The sequence below is a fragment of the Mesorhizobium newzealandense genome (genome assembly GCF_042682145.1).
Lineage (GTDB): Bacteria > Pseudomonadota > Alphaproteobacteria > Rhizobiales > Rhizobiaceae > Mesorhizobium > Mesorhizobium newzealandense.
Genome location: NZ_JBHUGZ010000017.1, coordinates 598,540 through 619,083, shown reverse-complemented (window position 1 = coordinate 619,083; position 20,544 = coordinate 598,540). Strand labels below are relative to the sequence as shown.

14 protein-coding genes and 1 pseudogene are annotated in these 20,544 nt (G+C 62.6%); 9 read left to right on the top strand and 6 right to left on the bottom strand.

Translation table 11 applies throughout. The features are described from left to right. Nucleotides 1-319 precede the first annotated feature (319 nt). Complete coding sequence (locus ACFSOZ_RS27285; RefSeq protein WP_379103063.1) at nt 320-1,414, top strand: trypsin-like serine peptidase; 1,095 nt, start codon at nt 320-322, stop codon at nt 1,412-1,414. A 171-nt stretch (nt 1,415-1,585) separates the two neighbouring features. Further along, the gene (locus ACFSOZ_RS27280) at nt 1,586-3,400 is read left to right on the top strand and encodes an MORN repeat-containing protein (RefSeq protein ID WP_379103061.1); all 1,815 of its coding nucleotides are present in this window, start codon (nt 1,586-1,588) and stop codon (nt 3,398-3,400) included. A gap of 157 nt (nt 3,401-3,557) precedes the next feature. Here ACFSOZ_RS27280 and amrB read toward each other — a convergent pair whose 3' ends face one another. From amrB to ACFSOZ_RS27255, 5 genes are all read right to left on the bottom strand, one after another. Further along, nucleotides 3,558-5,243 carry an AmmeMemoRadiSam system protein B gene (gene amrB, locus ACFSOZ_RS27275; RefSeq protein WP_379103059.1) on the bottom strand — a complete coding sequence of 562 codons (1,686 nt, stop codon included), beginning with the start codon at nt 5,241-5,243 and terminating at the stop codon, nt 3,558-3,560. Beyond that, nucleotides 5,240-8,257 carry a hypothetical protein gene (locus ACFSOZ_RS27270; protein WP_379103057.1) on the bottom strand — a complete coding sequence of 1,006 codons (3,018 nt, stop codon included), beginning with the start codon at nt 8,255-8,257 and terminating at the stop codon, nt 5,240-5,242. Before ACFSOZ_RS27270 ends, amrB begins: the two co-directional genes overlap by 4 nt. 17 nt (nt 8,258-8,274) lie before the next feature. Continuing rightward, nucleotides 8,275-8,982, bottom strand: coding sequence for a DUF4760 domain-containing protein (locus tag ACFSOZ_RS27265; protein ID WP_379103055.1), 708 nt, complete (start codon nt 8,980-8,982; stop codon nt 8,275-8,277). Further along, nucleotides 8,979-9,359, bottom strand: coding sequence for a hypothetical protein (locus ACFSOZ_RS27260; RefSeq protein WP_379103053.1), 381 nt, complete (start codon nt 9,357-9,359; stop codon nt 8,979-8,981). Before ACFSOZ_RS27260 ends, ACFSOZ_RS27265 begins: the two co-directional genes overlap by 4 nt. Nucleotides 9,360-9,465: 106 nt before the next feature. Beyond that, complete coding sequence (locus tag ACFSOZ_RS27255) at nt 9,466-11,670, bottom strand: caspase family protein (protein WP_379103051.1); 2,205 nt, start codon at nt 11,668-11,670, stop codon at nt 9,466-9,468. 260 nt (nt 11,671-11,930) lie between these two features. Between ACFSOZ_RS27255 and ACFSOZ_RS27250 the strand changes: the two genes are divergently transcribed. Both ACFSOZ_RS27250 and ACFSOZ_RS27245 read left to right on the top strand, forming a co-directional pair. Further along, nucleotides 11,931-12,335: a transcriptional repressor gene (locus ACFSOZ_RS27250; protein ID WP_378922472.1), complete on the top strand. Its 405-nt coding sequence runs from the start codon at nt 11,931-11,933 to the stop codon at nt 12,333-12,335. Nucleotides 12,336-12,612: 277 nt separating this feature from the next. After that, nucleotides 12,613-13,786 (top strand): annotated as a pseudogene (locus tag ACFSOZ_RS27245) (extracellular catalytic domain type 1 short-chain-length polyhydroxyalkanoate depolymerase). Between the two features lie 244 nt (nt 13,787-14,030). Here ACFSOZ_RS27245 and polA read toward each other — a convergent pair. Beyond that, the gene (gene polA, locus ACFSOZ_RS27240) at nt 14,031-16,997 is read right to left on the bottom strand and encodes a DNA polymerase I (RefSeq protein ID WP_379103049.1); all 2,967 of its coding nucleotides are present in this window, start codon (nt 16,995-16,997) and stop codon (nt 14,031-14,033) included. A gap of 421 nt (nt 16,998-17,418) precedes the next feature. Between polA and ACFSOZ_RS27235 the strand changes: the two genes are divergently transcribed. The 5 genes from ACFSOZ_RS27235 (at nt 17,419) to ACFSOZ_RS27215 (ending at nt 20,380) form a co-directional block, all read left to right on the top strand. Further along, entirely contained in the window at nt 17,419-18,804 is a 1,386-nt protein-coding gene (locus ACFSOZ_RS27235) for a M20/M25/M40 family metallo-hydrolase (RefSeq protein ID WP_379103047.1), read from the top strand. 123 nt (nt 18,805-18,927) lie between these two features. Then, nucleotides 18,928-19,548, top strand: a complete 621-nt coding sequence (locus ACFSOZ_RS27230; protein ID WP_379103046.1) for a ribonuclease D — start codon at nt 18,928-18,930, stop codon at nt 19,546-19,548. Nucleotides 19,549-19,641: 93 nt separating this feature from the next. Then, nucleotides 19,642-19,845 carry a hypothetical protein gene (locus ACFSOZ_RS27225; protein ID WP_379103044.1) on the top strand — a complete coding sequence of 68 codons (204 nt, stop codon included), beginning with the start codon at nt 19,642-19,644 and terminating at the stop codon, nt 19,843-19,845. Between the two features lie 110 nt (nt 19,846-19,955). After that, nucleotides 19,956-20,210 carry a GlsB/YeaQ/YmgE family stress response membrane protein gene (locus ACFSOZ_RS27220; protein WP_379103042.1) on the top strand — a complete coding sequence of 85 codons (255 nt, stop codon included), beginning with the start codon at nt 19,956-19,958 and terminating at the stop codon, nt 20,208-20,210. Nucleotides 20,211-20,233: 23 nt separating this feature from the next. Continuing rightward, entirely contained in the window at nt 20,234-20,380 is a 147-nt protein-coding gene (locus ACFSOZ_RS27215; RefSeq protein ID WP_013529552.1) for a hypothetical protein, read from the top strand. The last annotated feature ends 164 nt before the right edge of the window (nt 20,381-20,544 follow it).

The following is a 20,544-nucleotide window of genomic DNA, read 5'->3' as shown; positions in this document are numbered from 1 at the left end:
AGCCAGCCCCCGGCGCATGATCAACGAAACAGTCCCGGCAAGTCAGGCGTTGCTTCGCGGAGTGCGTTCCCGTGCGGAACCCGTTCAAAACCCTATAGCCCCCCACGGACTACGTGGAAGCGAATTGTCATTCCAATGTTGTATTAATTTAGGCAGTATATCGGCGCGGGTGTCTTTGGCGGGGGCCTTAGACAGACCGCTTGGGGTGATGATCAGGTTCGGGTAACGGTAACCAAACTCATTTTTCGGCTTCACCACGATCTCGACAATATTTCTGTATTTTGATCCAGTCCTTGCTGACTTTTGGGAGAGTCTCACCATGACAAAACTGACAAACGCTATCATTGCGTCCGCATTGCTTTCCACCGCAATGTGGACGGCCCCGGTTTTCGCCGCCGATCCTGGCTCCGCCAGCACCGGTAATGGCGAAAGCATGCGGGACGTGACTTCAGGCGACTATAAGCCCGGGCGGGCAAAACCAATCGCGCCGCCGCAGCTGACTGACGAAGACAGCCGCGCCGCGCCGCTTGCTGACGAGGCAACGGCTGTCAAATCCTATGGCATCGTCGGACTTTCCGCCGATGGCAAGGAGATCAAGATCGAGCCGAGCGAAGCGCTGAGGAACCTCATCATCAAGGAACTGAATGCGCCGGCCAATGGAAAGGACGCGGGTCCGCGGAAGACCGAAGATCCTGACCTTGGCGAAGGCGAAGCCGGCCGTCAGGTTTTCGGGCCCGACGATCGCGAGCAGGTCAAGAACACCAAGACCTATCCGTTCTCGGCAATCGGCTATCTGGAAGCCAAATCGCCGAAGACGGGCAGCTTTGGCAGCTGCTCGGCAACGCTGATCGGCCCGCGCACGGTGCTCACCGCGGCGCACTGCCTCTACAGCCATGAAGACAAGGACTGGCTCTCCGACTATCTGTTCGTGCCAGGCCTCAACGGCAGCACTGCCGACGACGCACCATTCGGCGCCTTCACCTTTGAAAGCGCCTATGTGCTGCAGGGCTTCATCGACAACTACCAGGGCTATTATGGCTCGGTCCTTCTGTGGGATCTCGGCATCGTAACCCTGAAGCAGGACGTCGGCACCAACCTCGGCTGGCTGGGCTATGCCAACTATGACGATCTGGGCGACTTCACCGCCAACCTCGTCGGCTATCCCGGCGACAAGCCTATGGGCACGATGTGGAAGGCGAGCTGCGAAGTGCATGCCGAAAACATCGCCCCGGAATATTTCCAGTATGACTGCGACACGTTCCCGGGGTCGAGCGGCAGTTCGGTCTATGCCTACGACACCAACTCCAAGCAGCGCATCATCACCGGCGTCAACGTGGCGGAAAGCCCCGACGCGAACACCGCCGTGCGCTTGAACGCCGCCAACGTCCAGTGGATCAACAGCCTGTATAAATAATCGCCGCGGAGTTCGCGGTTGAAACAAAAGGCGGCGGGGGCAACCCCGCCGCCTTTTTCGTGCCAGGGCTCAAATGCGGCTTCTCTTGCACGCGGCCGGCTCGCCGACTACGCTCGACCGGCCAAGGGGTTGGCATCCGAAGGGGTTCAAGGGATGGCGCGGGCAAGGGCAGTGTTGGGGATTGCGGCCGCATCGCTGCTGGCGGCGTTGATGGTTTCACCGGCTTTCGCCGATCCGGCCGCCGCGCCTGCCAGCGGTGCCTGGGCGGAACGGGTGCAGATCCTGTACCAGGCAGACACGCGCTCGGTGCTGCGCAGGATGGTCCGTGTGTGGGACTTCCATCCCGAGAAGAATCTCGACTTCGTCTGGGAACCGGCGGCTTCTCAGTCGCCCGACCGGACTATCGCCGAAGACGGCACCATCAACGGCAAGGGCAGGCTGGTGTGGCGGGTGCGCGGCTCGGCGAGCTATGACCCCAAAACCATCTATTCCAGCTATTTCGGCGACATCCGGAATGGCCGGCCCGACGGACAAGGCCGGCTCGAGCTGCGCTCGGGCGAGGTTTTCGACGGGCATTGGCTTGCCGGGGAACTCAACGGAAAGGGCACCCATCTCGATGCCGACGGCAACCGCTATGAGGGGCAGTTCGTCGCCGGCGAGCCGAATGGTGAAGGCCGATTGCTGTCGAAGACCGGCGAGATATTTGCCGGCTCATTTGTCGACGGGTTGAAGAACGGCAAGGGCCGTACCCGGCTGGCCGGAGGCACTGTCTACGAGTCGCAATGGGCGATGGGCAAGGAGGTCGGCGGCTCGCGCCCCGACGTGCTGGCCGATGCCAGGATCGGCGGACTGCTCAAGGCGCAGACCGGCGGCGGCGATGCCGACAAGGTCGAGATCGGCGTGGCGGTCGACCAACGCATGACCCAGCAATCCGACATGCAGTACCAGCATCTGGTGCGCGACGAAGACATCGCGATCTATCCGCAGGCAGACCAGTACAATGACAGCTGGAACGGCACCGGCCAGGTTACCACCAGCAATGTCTATGAAGGCATGGACTGGGAGGATGCGCCGGCCTTTGCCGAGGTCGACCTGAAGACGTCAGACCAGTCCAGGGTCAAGCTCGACAGTCTGGAAATGAAGGTCGCCGCCAGCGACGCCTATCGCAAGCCGATGCTGTCGATCTCTGAGCATTTCGGCTGCGTCGGCTTCCGGCCGGATTTCTCGATCGTCAACAATGGCTGGGGTGACGCCAAGGACATGAAGATGTCGATCCAGTTCACCACGGTCGATGACGAAGGCAACCCGACCGGTGATCCCAGCCGCATGTTCAGCAAGGACGTCGGCAGTTTCGGCGACGGCGTCGATGTGTCGATCAAGAGCGTGCTCACGGAAGCCGGCGTCGACACGGCGAGCCTGGAGACCGGTCGCTTTCCCTGTCCTTCCGTGGACAGTCTCAATGTCTGCCGCAGCCAGCTGACCAACAAGATCAAGTTCGGCGAGGTCGCCGACTATCTCGGCAATATGCAACAGGCGATGACGCTGAATGCGATCGGCAAGTTCGATTATTCCTGGGCGGATGATGAAGGTCATGTCTACCAGCAGAGCGAGCCGTTCCGCACGTCCATCACCATGGCGGTTTTCGAGACGCCGGAATCGATGGCCGAATGCGGCGATGGCGGCGGTGGCACACCGGAAGCGATGCGCTACCAAAACATCGAGTTCCCGATCGGCAAGCATGACTACACCATCGCCATGCCGGTGCGTGGCAACAAAAAGATCAGCGCCTACACGGCGCGGCTGAAGATGTGGTCGTCGATGTCGTCGATCCATAGCTTCAGCATCGCCGCGCACTTCGCCGATGGCAGCGTGCGCGAGAGCAAGCCGGTGACCTTCTTCTATTTCCGGCCGAAGCAATCGCTGTTCGAGACCAAGACCGAGCCGGCGGCCTGCTATCTGCCGCGCGACATGGTCGGCTGCGGCTAGGGGTATGTTGATATTCAGGTGATGCCGGCCTGCAAACGGCGGCCTCCTGCGCTTCCGGTGCTCACGTACCCAAAAGTACGCTCCGCTCCGGTTCTCGGAACCCACCTTTTTCGCCTCGGCCCGACCTGAATCTCAACACACCCTAGTTTGGGAGAGCCTATTTGCGGCCCATCTCGAAATAGTTGGGCAGTGGCAAAAGCCGGGTGAAGATCGTGCCCTGGGCGAAGACGCGCAATTCCAGCATCGATCCCGATGACCGCTCGGCGCTCTGGTCGAAGAGGAAATTGCCGAGCGAATAGACCTCGGCCACGTCGCCGCCAGCAAGTGGAACGATCGCCTCGCTCGAGACATGCGGATGGCCGCCGACGATGGCCGAGACGCCACGAAGCCGCATCTGGTCGGCAAGCATGTCCTCGCGCGCCGACGCTTCGGTCCTGTATTCGCGGCCCCAGTGGACCAAGGCGACCACCGGCCGCTCGGCATTCTCGTGCAGCAGCCGGTCGAGCAGGGCAGGCGTCAGCAGGTCGGTGTTCTTCGAGCCGTTGGTGTCGATGTCGGTCAGGCCGACAAGGTCGAGATCGGCAAGCGCCAGCGTCTCACCCTGACCGAAATGCGGGATGCCGGCCTCGTCCAGGGCGCGCAGCGTCTCGGCATAGCCTGACGGGCCGAGATCATAGGCGTGATTGTTGGCGAGCCCGACACCGGCGACATGCAGCCGTTTCAGCATGTCGACAGCCAGGCCTTCCGGCATCGCCAGCGTCATGTCGTCGATCGCTTCCGGCACGTTGGGCAGGATGACGCCTTCGAGGTTGACGATCAGCGGCCGTGAACCGGTCAATGAAAGGATGCTTTCGACGATCCGGTCGGCGACGCCTTCGCGAAGCAGAATCTTTTTCATGGCACGGCCGAAATTCACGTCGCCGGCCAGATAGTATATCCTGTCCTTTGGCCGTGCCGGGTTGTTGAAGCCGGGACCGAAGGCGCCGAACAGCGCCACCACATAGCTGGTGGTCCGCTCGACATAGTCCGAGGTGTGTTCCTGCGAGTTCTCATTGGCGACGACCAGCGGCTGGGCACCGAACAGTTCGCGCTGCAGCCTGGTCTGGATGTAGAGCGCACCGACGGAATCGGCATGATCGGGTTGGCGAAGGGATGCAATACCGTCGAGCGTCGCGGCCGCCAGCATGGTTAGGGACTGCTGGTCGAAGCGCCGCGCGTCGTGCTGGGGCAGATAGTGCGAGAAGTCGGTGGATTCGACAATCAGCGTGTCCTGGTCGACGATAGGCTTCAGAGCCTCGGCCAACCTGTCCCAGTCGCCGCGCCGCGCCTTGACCGACATCGCCACGGGGACGATCTTTGCCTCGGGAAAATAATGGTGCAGGAAAGGCAGCATGCCGCGCACGCCATGCTCCTTGTCGAACAGGCAGGACTCCTCGACCATGTCGCTATTCGTTTCGAGCTGGCGTACCGCTTGTACGTCGGCGGCGACCGGGCCAAGCACGGTATCGAAGCCACGCAGCGTGGTGGCGTACAGTTTGTGCGTCTTGTGGAAATGGTCCGGCGACAGGATGACGATGCGCTTGTAGCGGAAGCCGGACGCCGACCGGAAACCCAACGCCACCAGCTCGGCAGCCAGAAGGTGATGTGGAACGGTGATGCCGGTCAGCCGCTGGTTTGATGGCTGGACATTGGCGACGCTGGCGATGGCATCCTTGAACAGCGTGGCGTCGTCATAGAAGGGCGGGAAGTGGTTGGTGCCTGACGGGCAGACGACAGGGGCGGCCCGCGTCGCGCCGCTGACAATCAAGGAAAAGACGATGATCGTCAGCAGGCGGGCCATCATGGCTCGGCCAGGACGATGTTCTCCACGCCGCCGACATAATAGAACGGCTTTTGCTTCGACGATGTCAGCCGCACCACTTCGCGCGAAATGTAGTCGGCAAGGCCGAACAGCGTGACGCCGCCGTCGGACGTCCTCGCCTTTCCGCGCAGGCCTTCGAGGATCGAATAGGTGAAGACGCCGTGGCCGAGCTCCGGCAGTTCGGCGGCGGTGTTGTTGGCGGCGGTGGCCGAAAACACGACGATGCGCGCGTCCTGCGCGTCCTTCTCCAGGCGCGGGTTGAAGGCGTTGGCGGCATGGCAGGTGTCGAGCAGCATGAAGCGCATGCCCTTGGCCCGCTCGACCGATTTCTGGATGTCCGACCAGTCGACAAGCGAGGAGCGCTTCCAGCGCTCGGCATCCTGTTTGCGGCCGTCGGTCGGGATGAAATAGTAATCCTCGTCGATGTTGATGCCGTGGCCGGCGACGAAAATGATGGTGGTGTCGTGCTCGCCCGGTCTGTCGAGGAAATCGGCGAGCTGGTCGTCGATCGTATCGGAGTCGGGCTCCATGACGGTGTCGGCACTGGCGATCGTGTAGGTCTGCTTGGCCTTGTCGGGGGCCTCGTCGAGCGCTTCACGGTTGACCAGAACCAGCGTCTCCATCGATGAGAACAGCGGCGCCGATTTCTGCGAAATCACCTTGAGAAACTCGGTGGCATCATCGACGGGGTAGCGCAGGTCGCAGGCGTGGCCCGAACAGGCGTCGGTCAGGAACGGATATTTGTCGACGCCGATGACCGCGACATAGAGCTTGCCCTTGGCCTCGGCCTTCTCGGTCTTTCTTGCCAGCGCCGTTACACTGCGCTCGGTCAGATAACCGAATTCGTTGGTGCCGGTGATGCGGATGGTGTTTTCGCCATTCTCGACCGGTATCTCGACAATGGTGCTGTTGCCGTCCACCGACCGGGTGGTGACATCGCCGACATTGCGGCTGTTCGACAGGATCGAGAAGCCGGCGACATCGGTCCCGGCTTGACGGGCGCCGGTGATCTCGACGGCGACATAACCGTCACGCACCTTGCTCTGGTCGTCGGAGAGGCGGATGTCGAATTCCGGCGGCTTGCGCTGCAGCAGCTTCTGCAACTCATTGTCGACGCCTGGCCGCATCTCCCTGACCGCCTGCTTGGCGCTGCGCAGGATGATCGCCCGGCGTACCATTTCCGGGCTCCAGAGGTATTTCTTCAACTGGCCGGCGCGGATGAGGCGGCCTTCATGGTCGCGGCCCTGGTTGACCTGCCAGCCGATCAGCTTGTCGCCCTCGTCGGAGGAGTAGTAATAGCCCTGCGGCATCCAGGCGATCCATTGCGAGCCGGCAAAGAACATCGAGACGATCAACTCATGCGTCTTCAGGTTCCACAGCCGGAGCGTCTGGTCGGCGCTGCCGGTGATCAGAAGACCGGCTTTCTCGGAAGCAACCATGGCGTTGACCTCGCCGGTATGGCCGGTGAACTCGCCAGACACTTTCGCGGTCGCGGTCCGGTATTCGATCAGCGTGCCATCATTGCCGCCGGTGATCACCCCAAGGCCATTGTCGATCAGCGTATAGGCCGAATGGACAAAGCCGTTGGTGGCATCGTTCTCGATGCCGCGCACCATCTTGCCGTCATTGGCGATCTCCAGCACGGCGTTTTCCAGCGCGTCCTTGCCGCCTGGCGCGGTGCGCAGCGACCACTGGCCGTCGGCCAGGGCGGCGCGGTCAAATGAGCCCGACCCCGTCAGCGGCAGCGGGTCCTCGAAGAACCGCTCGGTGGTCGGCAGCACCAGCCTGTTGTCGAGCGCGCCTTGCCGTTCAGGACAGGCCACTCGCTCGGGGCATGGGTTGGTGCTGCTCCAGGCGATGACGTCGTTTGCCACGTCGATGCCGACGGCGGTCACCGGTTCGCCCATTCCCTGCAGGAGCGCCTTGCGCTCGCCGGTCGCGGGATCCCAGACCTGGATAGCGTTGCGGGTGCCGCCGGCGGTCGCCACCAGCGAGCCATCGACATTGGCAGTGCTGGCATAGACCGTGCCGTCATGACCGGTGTAGTCGAGCACCTTCTCGCCAGTGTCGGTGTTCCAGACGATGGAGCGATGCCTGTCGGCGCAGCGATAGCCGCAGGAGGCGACCAGCCGCGCTCGCTTGGCAAAGGCCAGCGAGCCGATGAGGAAATCCTGCTTCGGCATGGCGCGCACCAGCGTGCCGTCGGCGGCGTGCCAGAGCTGCACCTGCCCATCCTTGCTGCCGGTGGCAAACAGGCTGCCATCCTGCGACACGGCCAGCGCCATGACACTGATGTCCCGCAGCGGCTCGGCCTCGGTCGGCAAGACGATCTCCTCGCCCTTTGCGACGTCCCAGAGCCGGATGCCATTGTCGGTGGTGGTCGCCGCCAGCCGGGTTCCCGCCGCTGCGAAGGCGAGCTTGTCGATGTGCCAGGTATCGGCATCGAGCTTCTTGTCCAGCGCCCAGCCGGTCGCGGACTTGTCGTCCAGCCGCCAGAGATAGACGACGCCATTGGCGCCACCGGCGGCCAGGGTTTTTCCATCGGGAGAGAAGGTGAGGTCGTAGGTCGCGTAGTCGGCGGCGGTGAGCACCGCCTTCATCTTGCCGGTGGCGAAGTCGAACAGCCTGATGTCGCCATAAGGCGGCTTGTCGCCGAGGCTGGCGCCGAAATAGCCGCCGGCGGCGATCGTCTTGCCATCCGGCGAGACCGCGACCGCGAAGATCTTGCCGTCGCTGCCGTTGCCGAGATAGCCGCGAATGGTGCGCAGCGTCACACCGCTCTGCCAGTCCCAGATGCGGATGGTCTTGTCGTTGGATGCCGAGACGATGTCCTCGCCGTCGGGCGTGAAGGCGAGGTCGGTAACCTGCGCACTGTGGCCGCCAGTGTCGAGATCGAGGTGGAAGTCAGGCGCCTCTTCGGCGCGAGCAGCCGATGAGACAGCAAGCGCACAGGCCATTGCCAGCCAGCGGCAGGCGCGCATGAGGCGGACGCTCATGGCGAACTTTCCCATCGCTATTTGGCTTCGGCAGCAGGTGGCCCATTGCGCACATAGGCCTCGATCGCCGAGGCGAAAGTGGGCGAACCCGCCTTGCGCTGCTTGTCGACATAGCCGGCAAAATAACTCCAGAACGAAACGGCATAGTCGCGGAAATAAGCATCCGTCACTTTTCGCGAACACAGATCGCCGTCGACGCAGAAGGACAGGCGGTTGAGGAAATAGACAATGCGGTCAAAATTTTCACTGAAATCGGCAAGTGGCATGTCGCCACCTGTGGCAGTCATCGCCTCGATGCCGATCCGCTGCCGGAACACCTGTTCCTCGGTCGGCGACGGGTTGGCGCTGAGCAGATTGTCGTATTTGGCGTTGAGGGCAGCAAGACGATCTTTCAGGGCGCGCTGCGCCTGCTGGTAGTCCTTGGTTTCCCAGAGCTCAACCAGCGACATGGTCTGCTCGACGCGCTTCTGCTCCTGGTTGGCGAGGAACTGGTAGACCGAGAACATCAAGGTGAAGATGATGGCGAGACGCACTGCCATACCCGACCAGGCATAGACCAGCATGCGCCAGTCGCGGTCGGTGAAGGGGTTCGATTCCTTCTTGATCTCGTGGCTGCTCGGCCACGGAAAACCTTCGGTGGTTTCCGGCAGCGCCGGTTTCGCGGCTGGCGTCTTTGCGGACGCGGCAGCTGCTGTTTGCCTGGTGTTGCCCGTCGGCTTCTTCATCCGCAGCTGTCCAGTTCGATGGTGGCGGAGGGATCGAGCACGATGCCGGGCGCCTCCAGCTTCTTTTTCAGGCATTCCAGCTGCAGGCGCGAAATCATGAACTGCACATCAGGTTCCGCTGTCCCCTTGTTCGGTGACGGCAACGCTTCGACCACGCCGCGCGAGGCGCAGTTGCTGAGATCGACGACAACGGCGCCGCTGCTGCTTTTGGCGATCTGGTCGTACTGATCGAGAAAACAGGTCGCCAGTTCCGAGTTGGTGACGATCTGCTTGACACACAGGCCACAGGCCTCGTCCGCCGAAGCATTTGCGATCAGCATCAGGCTGCCGGCAAGGCCGGCAATCGTTCCACGCCAGGAAAGCACAGAGTTCTTCACAATCGATCCTATCCGCTTCATCCGGCCGGCTGCGCCATGGCTGCGTCCGGGAATGTTCTCATATCGCGCCGATCGCGCAAGGGCCGGCTCTTGTTCCGGCATTCATTCAGGCGCGTGGCACCGTCTCCATCGGGAAGATCATCACCGCGCCCTTCGGGCCGCTCTTGTCGGCAAGCCGCATCACCGAGCGGGTTGCCGGCGCCATGCCGAGATCGGTCAGCATGTCCGAGAAGCTGGCGGGCCCCATGCCGCGCGTCATCGACGCGACGCCGTCCTGCGCCAGGAAGCCCAAATCCTCCTTCTCGCTCTCCGGCGGCGCCTCGGTCAAAACCGCGATCATCCTTTCCATGCCGAAGCTGGTGTCGGTGAAGGCCAGCAGCCCTTCCTCGAGCGTGGCTTGCGGCGCGAGGCGTTCGGCGACGATGTGGGTGATCGAATAGTCGCTGCCGACATAGAGCACGTTGATGTCGACGAGCAGGTCAGAGCCGTTCCTGGCCAACACGTGCACTTCGTCGCCGGGCGAGACGCGGGGGACCACCGAAGCCTGCAACGGTTCGAGGCCATCCTTGTCGCGGCGTTTGACCTGGAACTGGACGTCGACATCCTCGGGCTTGTAGTCGGAGGCCGCCGCCAGCCGCGACAGCCCGGTGGCGCGGAAGATGGTGCGCAAGTTCGTGGTGGTGGCATCGACAAGCTTTTTCCGGTCATCCATGTGAATGATGATCAGCGGCGGCTTGCTGCCGTCCTTCAAGGTCACGTCGCCCGAGGCCGGCAGGAACCACAACGCCGGCTTGTCGGTCGCGTCCTTGGCCGCACCCGCAATGGCATTCTCGCGCATCACCGCGAAGCGAAGCTCGGCGCTCTTGCCGGGGTCGACCAGTTCGATGTTGAAGCCGGTCTCCTTGGCAGCGGCCAGTTCGTCGAGAACCGAATTGACGAGAGCGGTTTCCTTCTCAAGTCCCTTGGTCGCGGCCGGCCGCGCCACGACAAGCTTGTAGTCGACGGCGATCTCGGCCACCCGCGCATAGGCATTGGCGGGAATGTCGGCGAGCTTGAGCGCCGGCTTGTTGTCGAATTCGACCGGCTTGACGCGGCTTTCCAGGTTCTTGGCAGACTGCACTTCGAGATAGCCGACCGCGTCGGAAAGCGGCGACAGCGCCGAAGGCAGGATGGCGAGCTTGCTGCCGGGGGTGAGGCGATGCAACAGGCCGGCGCCGATCGTCGCGTCACCGTCCTTGATGACAACAGGCCACTGCATGACCGCGTCCGTCTTGTCGGTACCGAACACGCGTGCGTCGAGTTCGCCCTCGAACAGTGGTGTCGGGCGCGTGCGGCTGTCGGCCGAATATTGCTGCAGCACGGCCTGGCCCAACTGGCGATAGGTGACGTTGGGGTTCTCGGCCAGCTTCGACAGTATGGTGAAGGTGAACAGACCGAAGCGTGGTGCATCCGTCGCGCCCTTGGGCAGCGGCATCTCCGGCGTCGTCTCGACCGTCTGCGCGGCATAGAAGGCGACCAGTTTGCCCTTGGTGATCGGTTCGCCGCCGGTTGGGGTCAGGTTGAAGGCGGGTTTGCGCGTGCCGTTCTCGTCGACGCCGCGCGAGCCGGCGGCGGATGTCACCTCGTCGTAGGCCTTGATCGCGGCGGCCCGCTCGGCCTCGCTGCCGCCGACCAGGTCGGCGAACTCGACCTTGCGCTCCATTTCGTCGTCGACTTCGACGGCACGTGTCGCGGTGCCGGAATGGCAGCAGTCGAACACGACCCAGACGAAGGCGCCCTTGTTGCGAATGGCGTCGAGCGCGGCACCAATCTCGTTGTCGACCAGCGCATTCGGCACGCCGGCATCGCGGTTGATCCACTTGTCGATGTCGACGGGTAGAAAAATCTCGTCGAGCCCGTCGGTCTCGTCGCCCTTGACCATCTCCGGCTGCTGGGCGCCATGGCCGGACAAATGCAGATAGACGAAATCGTCGTGCTGCACCTTGGCGGCGAGATCGGCCAGTGCGGCCTTGATCGCCGCATGGGTCGGCAAGCCGTTGGCGCCCGGGACGTCCTTGGCCAGCAGCGTGACATTCTCCGGTGCGAACCGCACCGGATCGGGCACGTTCTTCAACAGGTATTCGTGGACGAGGCCGGCATCGTTCTTCGGCCCGATCAGCCAGTTCCTCTGCGGCAGGTTCGGATATTCGGTGCAAGCGATCAGCAGCGCATGATAGGTGCGCGATGCGGCCATGGTCCTGAACGACACCATGCCGGCCATCGTCAGCGCGGACGTGCCGACCAGCAGCGTCCGCCGCGTCAATTTGATCATGATTGCTTCCCCAAGCCCGATCGAATTTCCAAGCGCGGCAACTCTTGCCGAGGATTTTGTCAGTATTTTGAATGTTGCATCGGAGAGCAACCCGCCTGTTGCTCCGCTCCGGTCGACGATAGTTGGTTGTCGACAGTCTTCCGGGCAGAGATGTTGGAAACAGTAGCAAAAATGCCTGTTCGTCGCTATCTGGTTGGGACAGGGATCGTTTGCGCGCGGAAATGATGCGCAAGCGACGCAAGACAGGTCGGAACAGGATCATGGCGGCAAGGGATGTGCTGACGAAGAACCAGCTGTGCGTGCTCGAGAAACTCGAGGCGGCCAGCGGGCCACTCAGCGCCTATACCTTGCTCGACCAGCTGCGCGAGCGTGGTTTTCGCGCGCCGCTGCAGGTTTACCGGGCGCTCGACACGCTGGTGAAGTCCGGCTTCGTGCATCGGCTCGAAAGCATCAATTCCTTCGTCGCTTGCGCCGAGCCGCACGACCACAGCCATTCGATGACGGCCTTCGCCATCTGCGACACCTGCGGGCAAGTGACCGAAATGTCCGACCACGATGTCGACCATCGGCTGGACGAATGGGTGCGCTCCACGGGCTTCGCCGCCAAGAAGGCGGTGATCGAATTTCGCGGGACGTGTGCCAAGTGTCTGGCGCAGGCGGCTTAAGGTTGCCATCAAGGAACCCCTGACTGTGCCGTGCCACGCCCTGTTCCCGTCGCGATCCGTGTTGGTTGGTCTGGCTCTCATCTAACGTCACAGACATGCCTTCGGCACCTTGCCAGGATTCTTATCGACAGCGGAAAGGTCGATTGAGGGCAAATGAGCGGCTCATACTGCTCCTATTCTACCCCAGCGTAAGTTTGCTATTGTGCAGTGCAGCAACGATGTTGTTGAATGTGCATTGTGCTCGGACTTCGCCACCCCGGCGGTCAAGGATCTCGTTTTGCGGAACATCTCAGATACGATCACTCGCCTGACCGCGATGCGGGGACGGGCAAGTCTTTCGCCACAACCCCACCACGACAATTTATCCGACATAGCCGCATTCGGGTCCAATCCTGGTGCCTTGCGGGCGCGCTTCTACGTCCCCGTCCCCGAGAATTTGCCGCGCGGAGCCGCACTGGTCGTCGTCTTGCACGGCTGCACGCAGACTGCGGCCGGCTACGATTATGGGTCTGGGTGGTCGCGGTTGGCGGCCAAGGAAGGGTTTGCGGTGCTGTTCCCGGAACAGCAGCGCGCCAACAATCCCAATCTCTGCTTCAACTGGTTCGTACCCCAAGATGTCAGCCGCGATCGAGGCGAAGTGTTGTCCATCCGCCAGATGATCGAAGCCATGGTGACAAAACATGGCCTCGACCGACGGCGCATTTTCATCACCGGCCTTTCCGCCGGCGGCGCCATGACGGCAGCGATGTTGGCCACATACCCGGAGGTGTTCGCCGGCGGCGCAATCGTTGCGGGCCTCGCTTACGGCACCGCGGCGACGATCCCGGAAGCGTTCGATCGCATGCGTGGTCATGGCGGTCCGTCCAGGGCGGAACTCCAGCGGCGCCTGGCGGAGGCTTCGCCCCACAAAGGGTCATGGCCGACGATTTCTATCTGGCAGGGCACGGCCGACAATACCGTGGTGTCGTCCAATGCGGAGGCCATCGTCGCCCAATGGCAGGGGGTTCATGGCGTGGGGGGCCAGCCCTGGTCGAAAAGAAACGGTTGATGGACAGACTCGGCAGATCTGGTGCGGCGCCGATGGCAAGGTTTTGATCGAGAAATACACCATTGCCGGCATGGCTCATGGCACCCCTCTAAAGACGGTCGGTGATGACGGCTTGGGCAATGCCGCGCCATTCATGCTGGACGTCGGAATATCGTCGACACGCCGCATGGCGGCCTTCTGGGGTCTCACAAGCCAGGATGCACGAATTGAAGCGAGCTTCCAGACTGCCCCAAGCCCTCTCGCTGCAAGCACGGCTTTGCGGACATATGTTGCTCCGGAAAAGTCAAGGCCAGCCCGTGTTGATCGCGCCGAAGATCCGCGTCCGGATGATTCACGCAGTTCCGCAAATGGCATTGGCAAGGTGATCGAAGACGCTCTTCGCGCAGCCGGATTGATGCGTTAGCTAACGCACGCTGCGCTCAGCAATGACGATATCCTCGGTCCCGCGCCACTGGTCACGGTCACGGTGGCGATCGTGGCGGATAAGAGCCTCTCCATTGGCTTTCCTGAAGGGTGTGTCCCTTCGGTGCGGTCGTTACCTCGCGGCGCTACGTGGTGCACCGGGCGAATCTTCCCCCCTTGCGGGGAAAAGTCCGAAAGGACAGAGGGGTGTGAAGGATCGCGGCGCGTCCAGTCCTTAAGAATTGCTAATGCGCTTCGTCCCAGTTGTTGGCGGCGCGGGCGTCGACATGCAGCGGCACCGACATCGATACCGCCGGCATCGCCGCGTTTTCCATGACATGGCGCACGACCGGGATCGTCGCCTCGACCTCCGCCTCGACCGTCTCGAAGATCAGCTCGTCATGCACCTGCAGCAGCATGCGGGCGGAGAGTTTCGCTTTTTCCAGCGCCTCGTCCATGCGCACCATGGCGCGGCGGATGATGTCGGCGGCGGTGCCTTGCAGGCGGGCGTTGATCGAGGCGCGCTCGTTGAAGGCACGCAGCGACGGGTTCGACGAGCGGATATCAGGATAGTGGATGCGGCGGCCGAAGATCGTTTCGACGAAGCCGTGCTCGCGGGCATAGGCCTTGGTCTCCTCGATGTAGTCGCGGATGCCGGGGAAGCGCTCGAAATACTTCTTGATGTAGTTGCCCGCTTCCTCGCGTGGGATCGACAGCTGGTTGGCGAGGCCGAAGGCGGAAATGCCGTAGATGATGCCAAAATTGATCGCCTTGGCGCGGCGGCGGATTTCCGAAGGCATGCCCTCCACGGGCACGTTGAACATTTCCGACGCGGTGATGGCGTGGATGTCGGCGCCATCGGCGAAGGCTTGCCGCAATTGCGGGATGTCGGCGACATGGGCGAGCACCCGCAGTTCGATCTGGCTGTAGTCGGCCGAGACCAGCCGGTTGCCCTTGTCGGCGATGAAAGCGGTCCTGATCTTGCGGCCTTCGGCGGTGCGCACCGGAATGTTCTGCAGGTTCGGATCGGAGGATGACAGCCGGCCCGTCGTCGTCGCTGCCAGCGCATAGGAGGTGTGGACGCGCCTGGTGTCCGGATGGATGAAGCCCGGCAGCGCATCGGTGTAGGTCGATTTCAGCTTGGTCAGCTGGCGCCAGTCGACGATCTTGCGCGGCAGTTCATGGCCTTCGGCGGCGAGGTCTTCGAGAAGCTGCGCCGAGGTCGACCATTGCCCGGTCTTGGTTTTCGAACCGCCAGGCAGGCCCATGCGCCCGAACAGGATGTCGCCGAGCTGCTTGGGCGAGCCGATGTTGATGCGCTCGCCGATGAGTTGGTAGATTTCCTCTTCCAGCCGGGCGGCGCCTTGCGCCAGCTCACCCGAGAGCCGCGACAGGATCTGCCGGTCGACCGAGATGCCGCGCTGTTCCATGCGCGCCAGGACAGGCACCAGCGGCCGCTCCAGCCGCTCATAAACCGACACCAGGCCCTTGGCGGCGAGCCGTGGCTTCAGCACCAGCCAGAGCCGCAGCGTCACATCGGCGTCTTCGGCGGCGTGGGCGGTCGCCCTGTCGATGTCGACTTGATCGAAACCAACGGAGCTTTTGCCGGAGCCGGTAACATCCTTGAGCGGGAGAGGGGTGTGGCCAAGCCATTTCTCGGCAAGCGAGTCCATGCCGTGACCATGAGGGGTGCCGGCATCGAGGACATAGGAGATCAGCATGGTGTCGTCAAAAGGCGCGACATCGATGCCATAGCGGCTCATGACGACAAGATCGTATTTCAGGTTCTGCGCGATCTTGAGAACCGACTTGTCTTCCAGCAGTGGTTTCAGCACGGCCAGCGCTTCGCGAAGCTGGATCTGGTTTTCGACCGTGCCGCCGCCGAGCAGGTCACCGTTGCCGCTCTTGTGGGCAAAAGGAATGTAGGCGGCGCGGCCGGGCGCCGTGGCGATGGACATGCCGATCAACTCGGCCTGCATCGGATCGGCCGACGTCGCCCTGACGTCGAAAGCGGCAAGGCCGGTCTCGGTTGCCTCGGCGACCCAGGCTTTCAAGGTCGCGACATCGCGGATGCAGTAATAGGCTGACGTATCGATCTTGCGAGTGACCGCGCTCTCCAACCGGAGCGCGGCGAGCAGGGAAGGGGTGTCGCCTTGCCTTGGCGTTTCCGTCGCCGGTGTGGTTGCCGCTCCGCCGACCTGGCCCAGTTCGGTGCCGGCCGCGCTTCGGGCAACGGCGGGCGCTCCAGATCCGACGTCCGGGCCATGCGCGGCGTCGGCACGCTCGACGGTCACGGCAACGGCCTGGACGTCACCGGCCTCGGTGCCGGTCGCCTCCGCCACGCGGCGGGTCAGCGAGGTGAATTCCATGGTCTTGAGGAAGCCGATCAGCTTCGGTCCGTCCGGCGCGTGCAGGACGAAGTCGTCCAGCCCCTCGGTCACCGGCACATCGTTCTTCAGCGTCACCAGCTGGCGTGAAATGCGCGCCTTGTCGGTGTTGGCGATGATCGATTCGCGCCTTTTGTCCTGCTTGATCTCGCCAGCGCGGGCCAGCAGCCCGTCGAGGTCGCCGAACTGCTCGAGCAGCTGCGCCGCCGTCTTCGGCCCGATGCCGGGCACACCAGGTACATTGTCGACGGAGTCACCGGTCAGCGCCTGCAGGTCGACCATCTTCTCCGGCGGCACTCCCCATTTCTCGATCACTTCCGGAATGCCGATCTGGCGGTCCTTCATCGGGTCGTACATGCCGACCGTGGCGCCAACCAGTTGCATCAGGTCCTTGTCGGAGGAGATGATGGTGGTGTCACCGCCCGCTTCGCAGGCCAGCCTGGCATAGGTGGCGATGAGATCGTCGGCCTCATAGCCTTCGATCTCGACGCAAGGCAGGTTGAACGCCCTGGTCGCCTGGCGGATCAGGCCGAATTGCGGGATCAGGTCTTCCGGCGGCGCCGAGCGGTTGGCCTTGTATTCGGGGTAGAGATCGTTGCGGAAGGTTTTTGACGAATAGTCGAAGATGACGGCGAAATGCGTCGGCACAATGCCTACATCGGTGTTGCGGGCATCCAGCATCAGCTTCCACAGCATGTTGCAGAAGCCGGAAACGGCCCCAACCGGCAGACCGTCGGATTTGCGGGTCAGCGGAGGCAGTGCGTGATAGGCACGGAAGATGTAGCCGGAGCCGTCGATAAGGAAGAGATGATCGCCTTTTTTCATGTCGGCAGGGATAGCGCGGCACGATGCTGCGGTCCATGCCAAAGGCAGCCTCAAATATCGGTTCCGGCAACACCCTGACAGAATGGCTGCGGGCCGGCCTGCTCACGCCCATGTTACAAAAGTGTAATTTTCATGCCCTTGAATCGCCACGTTCAAAGACACAAATAAAGGTCATCGGCAGTTTTCGCCGAGTCCGGAGCAAGGCCCGTCCCCCGCCTATCCCGGACACCTGCGGCAGCCTATCCCCCCTCTCCGGGCTGCCGCATCGTTTCGAGTAGAAGGCCGCCGTGGTTCCCCCTCCACCACGGCGGTCTTTTTTTGTCGTTCGACAGGCGTTGCGCGTCTTGGTCCAATCGTCCCGGGCTTTTCGTTTGACCGGTCTGCCTTTACGGTTCCGGCACTGAATCGAAAGGCTTTACAAATGTCCGCAGTTTCCCCCGTTCTCGATCGTCTCGACAAGAATCTCGACCAGAGCCTCGAGCGGCTGTTCGGCCTGCTCAGGATCAAGTCGATCTCCACCGATCCGGCCTATGCCGCCGACTGCCGCAAGGCGGCGGAATGGCTGGTGGCGGAGCTCAAGCTGATCGGCTTCGACGCCAGCGTTCGCGACACGCCCGGACATCCGATGGTCGTTGCGCATCATGACGGACCAGCCGGTTCGCCGCATGTGCTGTTCTACGGCCACTACGACGTGCAGCCGGTCGATCCGATCGAATTGTGGGAAAGCGATCCGTTCGCGCCCGCGGTCAAGGAGGTCGAACCTGGCCACAAGGTGATCACCGGGCGTGGTTCGGCCGACGACAAGGGCCAGTTGATGACCTTCGTCGAGGCTTGCCGCGCCTGGAAGCAGGTGCATGGCAATTTGCCGTGCCGCATCACCATACTGTTCGAGGGCGAGGAGGAATCCGGCTCACCGTCGCTGAAGCCGTTCCTCGAGGCCAATGCCGACGAACTCAAGGCCGATTTCGCGCTGGTCTGCGATACCGGCATGTGGGACCGCGATACGCCGTCGATCTGCGTTGGATTGCGCGGGCTGGTCGGTGAGGAGATCACGGTGAAGGCCGCCGATCGCGACCTGCATTCCGGCCTCTATGGCGGTGCCGCCGCCAACCCGATCCGCATCCTGGCCAAGGTTTTGGCCGATATCCACGACAAGGACGGCCATATCACCATCCCCGGTTTCTATGACGGCGTCGAGGAAACGCCGTCGCAGATCCTGAAATCATGGGAGACGCTTGGCGAAACGGCCGAGACGTTCCTCGGGCCTGTCGGCCTGTCGATCCCGTCGGGTGAGAAGGGCCGCTCGGTGCTGGAATTGACCTGGGCGCGCCCCACAGCCGAGTTCAACGGCATCATCGGCGGCTATACCGGCAAGGGTTTCAAGACGGTGATCGCGGCGGAAGCCTCGGCGAAGGTCTCTTTCCGCCTCGTCCACAAGCAGGACCCGGCCAAGATCCGCGCCGCGTTCCAGAAATTCGTCAAGGAGCGCATTCCGGCCGACTGTTCGGTCGAATTCCACCGGCATGGCGGCTCGCCGGCAATCCAGCTTTCCTACGACTCTCCGTTCCTGGCCAAGGCCAAGAACGCGCTGTCCGACGAATGGCCGAAGCCGGCGGTGACGACGGGCAGCGGCGGCTCGATCCCGGTGGTCGGCGATTTCCAGACCTATCTCGGCATGGAATCTCTGCTGGTCGGCTTCGGCCTCGACGACGACCGCATCCACTCGCCCAACGAGAAATACGAGCTGAGCTCCTTCCACAAGGGCCAGCGCTCCTGGGCGCGGATTCTCGACGCGTTGACCCGCTGAGCTGGGTGACCCAAGTTTTCCTGTTGATTTTTCAGCGGATCGCGGCGAGGACGGGCCACGAGATAAAGCGCCGCGGCGTCCCTTGCCGGTCAAGGGATGCCCAAGGTTCGACCGGAGAAGACAATGGCCGACATCCGTTTCCACAAGAATGACCTGCCCGACCTTTCACACTACGATGTCGAGGCGGTGGCCATCGACACCGAGACGCTGGGGCTGAACCCGCATCGCGACCGGCTGTGCGTGGTGCAGATTTCGCCGGGCGACGGCACCGCCGACGTGATCCAGATCGCGCCCGGCCAGAAGAAGGCGCCGAACCTCGTCAGCCTGCTGAGAAATCGCGGCGTGACCAAGCTGTTCCACTACGGGCGCTTCGATCTTGCCGTGCTCTACAATGCGTTCGGGGTGATGCCCGAGCCGGTGTTCTGCACCAAGATCGCCTCGCGGCTGACCCGCACCTACACCGACCGGCACGGGCTGAAGGACATCTGCTTCGAGCTTCTCGGCGTCGGCCTGTCCAAGGCGCAGCAATCGTCGGACTGGGCGGCCGAAACGCTGTCGCCCGAACAGCTCGAATATGCCGCTTCCGATGTGCTCTATCTGCATCGTTTGCGCGATGTCTTGGCCGGACGGCTGGCGCGAGAGGGGCGGACCAAGGAGGCCGATGCCTGCTTCCGCTTCCTGCCGACGCGTGCCAAACTCGATCTGATGGGCTGGGGCGAAGAGGATATCTTCGCCCACAGCTGAGGCCCTGGGAGGATCGGCTCCGGCGGCCAGTTGGAACCAGAAGCAGGCCGACGCGTTCTGTCGGCTCGGTTTGTCGGTTCAAGGGGGGATGACGTGGCGGACAGAAAGCCGATATCGACTGCGCCGAGGGACGGCTCAAAGGTCTCCGTCACCTGGAAGGACAGCGACGGCGTCATCAACGAATCCATCGCGCAATATCGCGACGACGGCTGGTGGGTCTACACCGACAGCCACACGCAAAAGAAGGTCGAACCGACCAGCTGGCGGCCTGCCGCAAGCGGCGATGACGATCAGTGAGCGCGCCGCTGGCGAGGCTGGCGGCTTTCGAATAGCCTGAAGTCGTTGATATCGAGGCCGATTCGGAGCTTTCCGTTCCGCCGTCGCCCTCTTGCTCGGAGGAAATCGCTATGGGTGTCGAAAGCCTGATCGTCTTCATCATCATTGGTGCCATCGCCGGCTGGCTCGCCGGCCTCATCGTCTCGGGTTTTGGGTTCGGCCTGATCGGCAACATCATCGTCGGCATCGTCGGCGCGTTCATCGCCGGCTGGCTGTTCCCGCGGATCGGCTTCTCCATAGGCGGCGGCGTTCTCGCCTCGATCATCCATGCCACGATCGGCGCCATCATCCTGCTGGTGCTGGTCAAGGTCCTGAAGCGAGCCTAGCTCGATAACCGAAAGAGCGCGCCATGAAACAGAATACGCTCTATCTCGTTATTGGCGCGCTCGTCGTCGTGGTCATCGCACTCGGTATCTATGTCTATCGCGAGCAGACCAAGCCGAAGGGCGTCGAGCTCAAGATCGACGACAAGGGCATCTCGATCCAGCAGAATTGATAGCATCGGACCGGCGCTGACCGCCGTCGCCTCGTTGCGCAAACGGGCGGCGCTGACAGGCCGTTCCGGCCGATCCGCGAGCAATTGAATCCACATTGCTTCGATTTTTCCCGACTTAACCCGCCCTTAAATCGCCGCATCTACTCTTCAACTCGAACGCCATA

Coding starts and splice junctions, on each gene's coding strand:
- ACFSOZ_RS27285 (WP_379103063.1), top strand. CDS start 320: ATGACAAAACTGACAAACGCTATCATTGCGTCCGCATTGCTTTCCACC.
- amrB (WP_379103059.1), bottom strand. CDS start 5,243: ATGATGGCCCGCCTGCTGACGATCATCGTCTTTTCCTTGATTGTCAGC.
- ACFSOZ_RS27270 (WP_379103057.1), bottom strand. CDS start 8,257: ATGAGCGTCCGCCTCATGCGCGCCTGCCGCTGGCTGGCAATGGCCTGT.
- ACFSOZ_RS27265 (WP_379103055.1), bottom strand. CDS start 8,982: ATGAAGAAGCCGACGGGCAACACCAGGCAAACAGCAGCTGCCGCGTCC.
- ACFSOZ_RS27255 (WP_379103051.1), bottom strand. CDS start 11,670: ATGATCAAATTGACGCGGCGGACGCTGCTGGTCGGCACGTCCGCGCTG.
- ACFSOZ_RS27250 (WP_378922472.1), top strand. CDS start 11,931: ATGGCGGCAAGGGATGTGCTGACGAAGAACCAGCTGTGCGTGCTCGAG.
- polA (WP_379103049.1), bottom strand. CDS start 16,997: ATGAAAAAAGGCGATCATCTCTTCCTTATCGACGGCTCCGGCTACATC.
- ACFSOZ_RS27235 (WP_379103047.1), top strand. CDS start 17,419: ATGTCCGCAGTTTCCCCCGTTCTCGATCGTCTCGACAAGAATCTCGAC.
- ACFSOZ_RS27230 (WP_379103046.1), top strand. CDS start 18,928: ATGGCCGACATCCGTTTCCACAAGAATGACCTGCCCGACCTTTCACAC.
- ACFSOZ_RS27220 (WP_379103042.1), top strand. CDS start 19,956: ATGGGTGTCGAAAGCCTGATCGTCTTCATCATCATTGGTGCCATCGCC.
- ACFSOZ_RS27215 (WP_013529552.1), top strand. CDS start 20,234: ATGAAACAGAATACGCTCTATCTCGTTATTGGCGCGCTCGTCGTCGTG.